Below are 10,670 nucleotides of genomic sequence, written 5' to 3' on the forward strand. Positions count from 1 at the left end.
GGACGGCAATCTTCGCGCCGTACCGCCGCGTATGCCCGGCAGGGGCTCATGCGCCCGTACTGGCCCTGCCTCGCACGCGTCCGGACTACGTGTCGCCTTTCACCGCACGGCGCCCCTCTGCGGTTCCTTCAGCCCCCGACAGTGATCAGGCGGTCGCTGATCTGCTGCGCCGTCGCCAGCACCTTGCGGGCCAGTTCCGATTCCGCCTCCGGAAAGACCCGGGAGGCGAGCGCGGCGATGCTCACCGCGGCCACCACCCGCTGCTTGTCGTCGCGGATCGGTGCGGCGACACCGGTCACGTCGGCGTCGAGCTCGCCGCGTGTGACCGAGTACCCGGCGCGGCGGATGTGGGTGAGTCGGTCCATCAATGTGTTCACGTCCGTGAGGGTGGCGGGCGTGAAACGCTCCAGATCCGCCGCCTCCAGCAGTCGGCGTGCCTCGTCCTCGGGCGTCCAGGCCAGGAGGACCAGTGCCGAGGCGCCGGCGTTGAGCGGGAGCGTGGTGCCCCGCTCGTAGGAGATGCGCACCGCGCGCTCGCTCGCCTCGGCACGGTCGACGCACACGACGAGTTCGCCGGTGCGCCGGGTGAGCAGGACTGTCTCGTGGACATCGGCGGCCAGTTCCGTCATCGCCGGCAGGGCGATCTCGGACAGCCCGTAGCTGCGCCGCGCCAGCCGGCCGATCTCCAGGACGCGCAGCCCGAGCCGGAAACCGCCGCCCGGTGCCTCCTCCAGGAACCTGCTGCTCACCAGCGACTGCAGATAGCGGTAGGCGGTCGAGCGGGCGACGCCCAGACGCTCGGCGACCGCGCTGCCGGAGATGACGAGCTGGGTGTCGGAGAACATCATCAGGATGTCCAGGGCACGGTCGGCCGTCGAGTTGCGCTCACGGTAGCTGGGGGACGCGGTTCCTGACATGCGAGACACCTTAGCGTGTCGGGGCGGACCCACGCGTCCGGATCACAGCCGGTCCTTGACCACCGTGTTGCGCAGTTCACCGATGCCCTCGACAAAGGTCACGAGCTCCTGGCCGGGACGGAGGAAGACCTTGGGGGTGCGTCCCGCCCCGACCCCGCCCGGGGTGCCGGTGGCGATCAGGTCACCGGGCCGCAGCGTGATGATCGTACTGATGTAGGAAACGGTCGCGGCGACGTCGAAGAGCAGGTCGGCCGTGTTGGACTTCTGCACGGTGTGCCCTTCGACGCTGCAGCCGATCGTCAGCCCCGAGGCGCCGGGCGGAAGTTCGTCGGAGGTGACCAGGTACGGCCCCACGGGGGTGGTCGCCTCGAACGTCTTGCCGGAGAGGAACTCCCGGGTGCGGTGCTGCCAGTCCCGTACGGTCACGTCGTTGACGACCGTGTAGCCGGCCACGTGCGCGAGAGCCTCATCCCGGGTCACATGTCGGGCGGGACGACCGATCACGACGCCGAGTTCGGCCTCCCAGTCGAGGTCGTCGCTCACCGCGGGCATGTGGACGTCGTCGAAAGCGCCCACCAGCGCGCCGTCGTACTTGGCGAAGAGTGTGGGATGGGTCGGAGTCGGGCGGCCCATCTCCTTGATGTGCGTGGCGTAGTTGAGGCCGAGGCACACGATCTTGTTGGGGTGCGGGACGACGGGGGCGAGCGGCGCGCCCTCCAACGGCAGGCGTTCGCCGTCGGCCGCCGCCGCGCGGTCGAGCCAGTCCTCGCCGCTCGCGAGCAGGGTGCCGACGTCCGCGTGGGGCAGCAGGACCAGCTCGTCCCCCTGCACACGGGCGGCGACGGTGCGTGCCGGGGCGAGGCCCGAGCCGGTCAGGCGGACGGTGACGAGTTTCATGAAGCTGCTCCAGAGATGATCGAGGGGATCCTGGCCGTGGTGGCCGGATCACGGGGAGGTGCGAAGCGGTCCAGGTGCTGGGCCACGCGGCCGGTCTCTTCGGGCGTGAAGACCGCGGCCACCAGCCGGTCGGGCCGCACCAGGACGAACCGGCCGGCGAGCCGGGAGAACAGCGCCTCGGCGCGCCCGTCGGAGTCGGCGATCCCTTCGCGACCGGGATGCTCCCTGGGGGTGCGGTCGTCGAGGACCAGGTCCACGTGCCGCCCCGGGGGCAGCTCCGCACCTTCGACGGCCGCCCAGCCGGTGTCGTCGATACCCACCCCGAGCAGGCTCCAGCCGGAGCCGAGAACATCGTCGAGCCGGGCGACCCGGAGTGCCGCACCGTACAGGACGTGCGGCTGGGGCAACGGGGTGCCGACCAACGGATCGGCGCTGCCGTCGAGCCGGACCACGGCACCGGTACGGACGCGCGCGACGGGCCGGTAGCGCATCTCGCGGAGATAGCGGCGGCCCCAGGGCGTACGCACGGCCGCACGGACGAGGAGGTCCCGTACGCGGGCGCGGGCCATGCTGGTGGTCATCACGATGTCACCGAGCCGTACGGACAGATCGATAACGGCCCGGGCGTGCGGTCTTCGTTCCGTGTCATAGGTGTCCAGCAGCGCGTCACCGGCCCGGCCCGCGAGTACCTCGGCGAGCTTCCAGGAGAGGTTGACCGCGTCCCGCAGGCCGGAGTTGAGTCCCTGGCCGGCGAAGGGCGGCATCATGTGGGCGGCGTCGCCGAGCAGGAAGCAGCGCCCCTCGCGCAGCCGGTCGGCGAGCAGGGCGTGGAAGGTGTAGGCGACCGCTCGTTCCACCTGCGCGGGTGTGATCTCCCGGTACGGGCGCAGCAGTTCGCGGACCAGCTCGAAGGGCGGCGCGGCGCCGGGCGCGCACTCGCCCGGCCGCAGCCGGAACTCGTAGCGGCAGCGCCCGTCGCGGCCCGCGACGATGACGACCGGCCGGCGCGGGTCGCCGTGGTGCATGCCGTAACGCTGGTCGTGCGGGTCGTCGAGGGTGTCGGCGACCAGCCAGACGTCCGGGAAACTGCGGCCCTGCATGGGGACACCGAGCAGTTCCCGGACGGTGCTGCGGCCGCCGTCGCAGCCCAGGACGTAGGGCACGTCGACGGAGACGGCGGCTGCCTCGCCGTCGGCGGGCCCGAGCCAGGCCCGCACCCGGTCGTCGAACCGTTCCAGGGAGTACAGGCGAGTACCGAAGCTGGCCTCGACGGTGGGCAGGCGCCGTAGTTCGGCCAGGAGCACGCGTTCCAGGTCGGGCTGGGCGAAGGGGTTCTTGAAGGGGTGTCCGTGGCGCCGGTCGCCGGGGCCCCGGGCGTGCACGAGGGGTCGGCCGTCGACACCGAAGTACTTGGTGCCGGTGCCGGGGACGATCAGCGGGTAGATCGCCTCGTCGACGCCGGCGCACTGCAGGATGCGAAGGGATTCGTCGTCCAGGCTGATCGCCTTGGCGTCGTCGCTGGTGCCCGCGTTCCGTTCGACAAGCAGCACCCGGACCCCGGCGGAGCCGAGGAGATGGGCCGCGGTGAGCCCGGTGGGGCCCGCGCCGACGACGAGGACCTGGGGTGGCGGGCCCGGGTGCCCGGGCGAGGTGGCCGTCACTGGACCGGCTGGTAGGCGGGGCCGCCGTCGTGGAGGAGGCGCTCCGCCTCCTCGAACACCCGGGCGGGCTCCTGGTCCAGGTCGATGCTCTTGCGGAACGGCTGGCGGACGTCGCGCTCGACCCGCAGGTAGACCTCGTTGCGGTTGCCCTCGGGGTCGAAGAAGTAGATGCCGATCGCGTTGCCGTGCGTGACCTCCTGCTGGACCTCGATGCCCTCGGCGCGGAACCGGTGGTGGAACTCGATGATCGACTCCAGTGAGTCCACCCGCCAGGAGACCTGGTGTGTCAGCTTGGACCCGGGCGGCGCGGTCCGGCCCCGCTGGAGGACGAACTCGTGGTGCTCCTCGTCGGGTTGCGCCGAGAGGAAGACGATGCCGAGTTCCTCGTCCTCGTCGGTCACGGTCAGCCCCATGACGCGGGTGTAGAAGTCCCGCATCGTCTCCAGGTCGTCCACCCAGAAGCCCGTGTGTCCGAGTCCAGTAATGGCCATCCGTTGTCCCTCTTTTCAGGATCACTGATCTAATAATCAGGACAATAGGCAGGCGAAGGTCACCCCGTCAACGGCGTCACGACGTGCCGAACGGTCGGCGCGCAGACATGGCGAGGAACTTGAATCGGAACCCTTGACGCCGGCCGCCATGACAGGAGAGTGTCCCATTTAACGGGACAGATGCCCGACTAAAGAGGACACGGAGACGGATGGTCATGACACTTCTCGACAGCCGCACCTGGGAGGGCCGGGTCTTCACCGGCGAGTGGGTTCACGGAGCGGGTGAGGACTATCCGGCGATCGAGCCGGCCACCGGTGAGACACTCGGCACGGTCGGGGCGGCCACCCCCGCCGACCTGGACAAGGCCGTCGAGCGAGCCGGTCAGGCCCAGCGGGAGTGGGCCGCGCTGCCGTACTCCGAGCGGGCGGCCGTGCTGCGCCGGGCGGCGCGGCTCTTCGAGGAGCACAGCCAGGAGATCGAGACCTGGGTGATGCGCGAGTCGGGAGCGATCCGCCCGTTCGCCTCCTTCCAGACACTCGGCGGCGGCGCCGAGGAGTGCTACGAGGCCGCGGCGCTGGCGGCTGCTCCCTACGGCGAGCTGCTGCGCTCCGGTCAGGAGCGGCTTTCCTTCGCACGCAGGATGCCGGTCGGTGTGGTGGGCGTGATCGCCCCGTTCAACGCACCCGTCATCCTCGCGATCCGGGCGGTCGCGCCCGCGCTGGCGCTGGGCAACGCCGTCATCCTCAAGCCGGATCCGCGCACCGCGATCTGCGGCGGTGTCGTGTTCGCGAGGATCTTCGAGGAGGCGGGGCTGCCCGCCGGTCTGCTGCACGTCCTGCCGGGCGGCGCGGACGTGGGCGCGGCCCTCGTCGAGCACCCGGGGATCCCCGTGATCGCGTTCACCGGTTCCACCCGTGCGGGCCGCGCCATCGCCACCGCGGCGGCGCAGCGCCTCAAGCGCGTCCATCTGGAACTCGGCGGGAACTCCGCGCTCGTGGTGCTGGACGACGTGGACCTGGAGAAGGCCGTCTCCGTAGGTTCCTACGGCTCCTTCGTGCACGCCGGCCAGATCTGCATGGCCAGCAGCCGCCATCTGGTGCACGCCTCCATCGCCGCGGACTACGCGGCCCTGCTCGCCGAGCACGCCGAGGCGCTCCCGGTCGGCGACCCGGCCGGCGAGAACGTGGCGGTCGGTCCGCTCATCGACGCCGGTCAGCGCGACAACGTGCACCGCATCGTCACCGCGAGCGCCGAGGCGGGTGCGCGGGTGGCGGCGGGCGGACGGTACGAGGAGCTGTTCTACCGCCCCACCGTGCTCACCGACGTACCGCTGTCGGCTGCCGCCTACCAGGAGGAGATCTTCGGACCGGTGGCGCCCGTGGTGCCGTTCCACGACCTCGACGAGGCCGCGCGGCTGGCCGCCGGAACCGAGTACGGGCTCTCCCTCGGCATCCTGACCCGCGACGTGGCGAAGGGACTCGCGCTGGCCGACCGGGTGCCCAGCGGGCTGGTCCACATCAACGACCAGACGGTCAACGACGAGGCCACCATCCCCTTCGGCGGCATCGGTGACTCGGGTAACGGCTCCCGGCACGGCGGAACCGCGGCCAACCTGGAGGCGTTCACCGAACAGCAGTGGGTCACCGTCCGCGGCGAACTGCCCCAGTACCCCTTCTGACCGCGCGCCGAGGAGATACCCATGCCCGCACAGCCCATGAAAGTCGTCGCCCGGACCGCCGACGGTTCCCCCGGCCCGAACGCGGCCTGGCCCACGGACAACAAGTTCCTCAACGGCCCCTTCGCCCCTTGGACGGAGGAGAACGAGGCGTACGACCTCAAGGTGACCGGCGAGCTGCCGGCCGACCTCAACGGCGCGCTCTTCCGCGTCACGTCGAACCCGCGTTTCGCCCCTCGCAACACCGACCGGTACCACTGGTGGGAGGGTGACGGCCTGGTCTGCGGGATCTACCTGCGCGACGGGCGTGCCGCCTACCGCACCCGCTGGGTGGCCACCGACTCCTACCGCTTCGAGGTGGAGGCGGGCGAGGCCGTCTACAGCGGCTTCGCCAACGGCGGCACCCCCGGCCGCCTGCCGGCCGGCGCCCCGCCCGCCAAGAACGTCGCCAACACCAACGTCGGAATCTTCGACGACCACCTGCTCGTCTACTACGAGGGCGGTCTGCCGCAGGCCCTGCACCCCGAGACGCTGGAGACGCAGGGGACATACGACTTCCACGGCGGTGTCGACGTGGTGTGCACCGCTCACTACAAGATCGACCCGGTCAGCGGGGACATGCTCTTCTTCGCCGCTACCGGACCGACCATCACCTGGTACCGCGCCGACGTGAAGTCGGGCGCGATCGTCGACTCGCACTCCTTCGACATCGGTGTACCGGTCCTGATGCACGACTTCGCGGTCACCGAGAACCACGCCGTCTTCTTCGTCACCCCCGCGCTGTTCCGGCTCGACCTGATCAAGCAGGGTCTGCCGGGCGTCGTCTGGGACGAACAAGCCCTGCCGCACGGTGTGCAGATCGTCCTCATGAACCGCACGACACACCAGGTGACCTGGCACGAGGCCGGCGGGGTGTGGGCCAACACGCACTTCTACAACGCCTACGAGCACGAGGGCACCGTGGTGGTGGACGGGCACCGGATCGACCGGCTCGGCACCCCGACCTCGCGGCTGCACACGCCGGTCGGCTCGCACGAGTGGTTCCCGCCCGCGTTCCCGCACCGCTGGCAGGTCGACCTGGCCTCCGGCAAGGTCTCGGAGCAACGGATCGGCGGCGTCGCGGGAGAGTTCCCGAAGATCAACGACGCCTACACTGGGCTGCGCCACCGCTACGGCTACTTCGCCACCACCCGGGCGCTCGCCGCGGACACGATGAGCGACGGACTCGCCCGGCACGACTACGCACGGGACGCCACCACCGTGGTCGAGGGCCCGGACGAGCTGACGAGTCCCTGCGAGCCCGTTTTCGTCGCCCGGGAGAACGCGCGGGGCGAGGACGACGGCTATCTGCTCTCCCTTTGGTGGAACCGGGCCACCGGGCTGTCCGAGCTCCTCGTCCACGACGCGGCGGACCTGCGCCGCACGCCCCTCGCGCGGGTGGAGCTGCCCAGCCGCGTTCCGCTGGGCTTCCACGGCAGCTGGGCCGACCAGGCCGTGCTGGAGGCCGCTGTTGCCGGGCAGCCCGGCAACGCCGGCTGAGTCGCACCGCCGGGGCTCAGTCCGTCGGCAGGACAAGGCGGAACGTGCAGCCCCGGCCGGGTGCCGTGTCGAGTTCGAGGCGACCGCCGTGGCCCTCGGCGATGGTCGCGGCGATGGCCAGGCCGAGACCGCTGCCCCCGTGGGCGCGGGAGCGGGACGGGTCGGCGCGGTAGAAGCGTTCGAAGACGTGCTCGGCGTCGTGCGCGGCGAGGCCGGGGCCCTCGTCGGCGACCTCCAGGACGGCCACCGTCACTCCCGGGGGCAGCGGAGCGGTGGCCGAGTAGCGTCCCGGGCGGTTGGTGCCGCCGGCCCGGAAGCCGGCCGTGGTGACGCCGACCCGCACGTGCACGGGGGTGTTCGGCGGGGTGTGGGTACGGGCGTTGGACAGCAGGTTCTCCACGATCTGCCGCAGCCGGTGCGGATCGCCGACGGCCGGGACGATGTCCAGCTCCCCGCCGTTCCCGCCGTCGTCGCACAGCGGGCCGAGGCCGGTCGGATGCCCGCTGCCGTGCACGGCGGCGCTGCTCACGGCGTCGGCCGCCAGCGACAGCAGATCAATCTGCTCCTTCTGGTACGCCGGTTCCTTGTCGAGGGTGGCGAGCAGTTGCAGGTCGTCGACGAGCAGGCTCATCCGCTCGGCGTTCTGCACGATCAGCCGCTGGGCCTCCCGCTCCTCCTGCGCCGGCCGGCGCTCGGGCCGCAGGGCGAGCTGGGCGTAGCCCTGGATCGCGGTGAGCGGGGTGCGCAGTTCATGGCCGGCGTCGGCGACGAACCGGCGCAGCCGGGCCTCGGAGGCCTCCCGCTCCCCCAGCGCCCGCTGCAGCCGGTCCAGCATCGAGTTCAGCACCCGCCCGAGCCGGCCGATCTCGGTGTGCGGATCCGTGTCCGGAAGCCGCAGGTCGGGCCGGTTCTCGGTGATCTCGGCCGCCGTGCGCTCCATCCGGGTCAGCGGCAGCAGTCCCAGCCGTACGACGGAACGGCTCAGGGCGAGCAGGGCGGCGACCGTGACGGCCAGCAGCACGACGTCCAGCCACAGGAGCTTCGACGTGGCGCCGTCGACCGTGTCCAGCGGCAGGGCGACCACGATCTTCGAGCCGTCGTCGATGTGCCGCACGGCCACCCTCCAGTGTCCGTCCCCCGATCTGGCGGGCACCGACCTGGGGCTGTCCTCACGCATGTGCAGCTCGCTCTCGGTGTCGGGCAGCCGCGGTCCGGGGCGGTCTCGTGAACCGAGCCACTTCTCCATGCGCCGACCTTGGGCGTCGTACAGGTAGACCCGGAAGTCCGAGGGCAGCGGGCTCGACTCGTCGCCCTTCGAGCCAGAGGCACGCAAGCCCGCCAGAAACGCGCTGGAGGGCAGCGGGAAGCCGTTCAACTGCTGGTCGACGCGATCCAGCAGCCAGGAGCGCAGCACGACGAACCCGGCCAGCTGGGACGCGAGCACCGCGGCGGTGGCCAGCACGGTGACGCCGATGATGAGCCGACCGCGGAGGGACTTGAGCGCGGTCGACAGACAGCCCATCATGAGTCGGCGGCTTCCTGGTGGTCGCGCGGCAGCCGGAAGCAGTAGCCGATGCCGCGGACGGTGTGGATCAGCGGCGGGTCGAATCGGTCGATCTTGCGCCGCAGGTACTTCACATAGGTCTCGATGATCCGCTGGTCCCCCGCGAAGTCGTAGCTCCAGACGTGCTGGACGATCTGCGTCTTGCTGACCACCTGGCCGGCGTTGACCAGCAGATAGCGCAGGAGCCGGAACTCCGTGGGGGACAGGGCGACGTACTGGTCCCCGCGGTGCACCTCGTGCGCGAGTTCGTCGAGCTCGACGTCGGCGTAGCGCAGTATCCCGATGGGTTCGATCGGCTCGGCGGCGGTGCGGCGCAGGATGGCCTCGATGCGGAGCAGGACCTCCTCGATGTTGAAGGGCTTCGCGACATAGTCGTCGCCGCCCGCGGCCAGCCCCTTGATCCGGTCGTCGACGCCGGTGCGGGCGGTCAGGAACAGCACGGGTACGTCGTTGCCCGCCGCCCGCAGTCTGCGGGTCACCTCGAAGCCGTCCAGGTCCGGCAGCATCACGTCGAGGAGCATCAGGTGCGGACGCACCCGCTCCACCTCGACCAGCGCGGACCGCCCGCTGTCCGCGCCGCTCACCTCGTACCCTCCGGCGAGCTTGAGGGTGGACTCCAGCAGCGTGCGGATGCTGGGCTCGTCCTCCACGACGAGCAGCCGGTACCGGGGGCGAACGGTCGCGGACGGCGGGGTCATCGTGCTGTCGATCCGTTTCCTCGAGTGCCTGTGTCTCCGATCAGCCGGCAGCGCAGTCGTAGAGAACGGTGGCGCCGCCGAACGCGGAGGCTCCGCTCGTCTTCGACGAGCCCCCGTACGCGGAGGCGGGGACCTTGGTGCAGTTCTTCGTGATCCACTCCGAACGCTGCTGCGCCACGCCGTCGCCGCCCATGCCGGGGAATCCGGCGCCGGCGCCGGCCTTCGAGTCCGTGCCGAGGACGTAGCGGAGTTCGCCGGTCTTGGTCCAGTTCTTCAGCTGGTCCACGGACGGCGCGTTGTCCGTGCCCGAGAATCCGCCCATGCCGATCACCGTCTCGTCGCTGTCCAATATGAACGGGGCAGCGGCCTGGGCGTTGCTCGCCACGGCCAGCTTGATCCGGGCCTTGGGAGCGTGCTTCACCGCATAGTCGAGGATCTTGCGCTGCTCGCTGGTGAGCTTCGTGGAGCCACCGAATCCGCCGAACCCACCGCCACCGCCACCACCGGAACGGCCGGCCGACCCGCCGGGGAACGACGGCGTCTCTCCCTGCCCGCCCGTCTCACCACCGGGGAAGGAGGGCATGCCCTGGCTCCCCGAGCCGCCGCCCGGGATGGACGGCATGCCCTGGCCGCCGGAGGTACCGCTGGTCGGCATCCCGGACGGCATGTCTCCGGAGGGGAACCCGCCGGACTGGCCGGAACCGCTTCCCGCGCCGGGGAAGCCCGACATGCCCGTCGGCATCCCCGAAGGCATACCGGACTGCCCGCCCGGTTGTCCGGCTCCGCCGCCCGAGCCCCGGCCCGGCATGCCCCCGCCACCGAACATCGAGGTCATGGGCCCGGCGGTCGGGTTGGTGCCGCCCATGCCCTCGGTCGAGGAACCGGTCTTGCTCACGGCCCACGCACCCGGCGCCAGCAGTACGGCCAGGACCGCGGCCAGGGCAGCGGCGGGCACCAGCCGTCCCCCACGGCGTATCAGGAAGAGGAGGACGACGGCGGCGCAGCCCGCGAGCAGCACCGGCCAGGCCAGCCAGCCGTGCCAGTCGGGGTTGCGGCGGATGACCACGGCGGACCAGATCACCGTGGCGGCGACGGCGACGGCCGCCGCCATCGGCGCCCAGCGCACCCCGCCGCGGTGCAGCCGGGCCAGGAGGACGAAGCCGCCACCGCACAACGCGGCGATCGCCGGGGCGAGTTGGGTGGTGTAGTAGGGGTGGAAGATGCCCT

The 10,670-nt window shown here is 71.2% G+C and carries 8 protein-coding genes and 1 pseudogene; 2 read left to right on the forward strand and 7 right to left on the reverse strand.

Annotated features, from left to right (window positions below):
- Window positions 1-128 precede the first annotated feature (128 nt).
- From ACFWPQ_RS42235 to ACFWPQ_RS42250, 4 genes are read right to left on the reverse strand one after another with little or no spacing between them, the layout of a single operon-like run.
- Window positions 129-917, reverse strand: coding sequence for an IclR family transcriptional regulator (locus tag ACFWPQ_RS42235; protein WP_384047543.1), 789 nt, complete (start codon window positions 915-917; stop codon window positions 129-131).
- A 42-nt stretch (window positions 918-959) separates the two neighbouring features.
- Window positions 960-1,814: a fumarylacetoacetate hydrolase family protein gene (locus ACFWPQ_RS42240; protein ID WP_384047546.1), complete on the reverse strand. Its 855-nt coding sequence runs from the start codon at window positions 1,812-1,814 to the stop codon at window positions 960-962.
- Window positions 1,811-3,475: a bifunctional 3-(3-hydroxy-phenyl)propionate/3-hydroxycinnamic acid hydroxylase gene (locus ACFWPQ_RS42245; protein ID WP_384047549.1), complete on the reverse strand. Its 1,665-nt coding sequence runs from the start codon at window positions 3,473-3,475 to the stop codon at window positions 1,811-1,813. Before ACFWPQ_RS42245 ends, ACFWPQ_RS42240 begins: the two co-directional genes overlap by 4 nt.
- Window positions 3,472-3,966, reverse strand: a complete 495-nt coding sequence (locus tag ACFWPQ_RS42250; RefSeq protein ID WP_384047552.1) for a VOC family protein — start codon at window positions 3,964-3,966, stop codon at window positions 3,472-3,474. The genes ACFWPQ_RS42245 and ACFWPQ_RS42250 overlap by 4 nt, the downstream gene beginning before the upstream one ends.
- Window positions 3,967-4,181: 215 nt before the next feature.
- Here ACFWPQ_RS42250 and ACFWPQ_RS42255 point away from each other — a divergent pair, with 215 nt between their 5' ends.
- A complete protein-coding gene (locus tag ACFWPQ_RS42255; protein WP_384047555.1) occupies window positions 4,182-5,645 on the forward strand; it encodes an aldehyde dehydrogenase family protein in 1,464 nt (487 codons plus the stop codon).
- Window positions 5,646-5,666: 21 nt separating this feature from the next.
- On the forward strand, window positions 5,667-7,181 hold the full coding sequence (locus ACFWPQ_RS42260; RefSeq protein WP_384047558.1) for a carotenoid oxygenase family protein: 1,515 nt from the start codon (window positions 5,667-5,669) through the stop codon (window positions 7,179-7,181).
- A gap of 16 nt (window positions 7,182-7,197) precedes the next feature.
- Here the strand turns inward: ACFWPQ_RS42260 and ACFWPQ_RS42265 are convergent, their stop codons facing one another.
- The 3 genes and pseudogenes from ACFWPQ_RS42265 to ACFWPQ_RS42275 all read right to left on the reverse strand — a co-directional run.
- On the reverse strand, window positions 7,198-8,706 hold the full coding sequence (locus ACFWPQ_RS42265; protein ID WP_384047561.1) for a sensor histidine kinase: 1,509 nt from the start codon (window positions 8,704-8,706) through the stop codon (window positions 7,198-7,200).
- On the reverse strand, window positions 8,703-9,443 hold the full coding sequence (locus ACFWPQ_RS42270) for a response regulator transcription factor (protein WP_384047565.1): 741 nt from the start codon (window positions 9,441-9,443) through the stop codon (window positions 8,703-8,705). The genes ACFWPQ_RS42265 and ACFWPQ_RS42270 overlap by 4 nt, the downstream gene beginning before the upstream one ends.
- A 40-nt stretch (window positions 9,444-9,483) precedes the next feature.
- Window positions 9,484-10,670 (reverse strand): annotated as a pseudogene (locus ACFWPQ_RS42275) (hypothetical protein); the annotation flags it as partial.

It is taken from the genome of Streptomyces sp. NPDC058464, from assembly GCF_042721035.1.
Classification (GTDB): Bacteria; Actinomycetota; Actinomycetes; order Streptomycetales; family Streptomycetaceae; genus Streptomyces.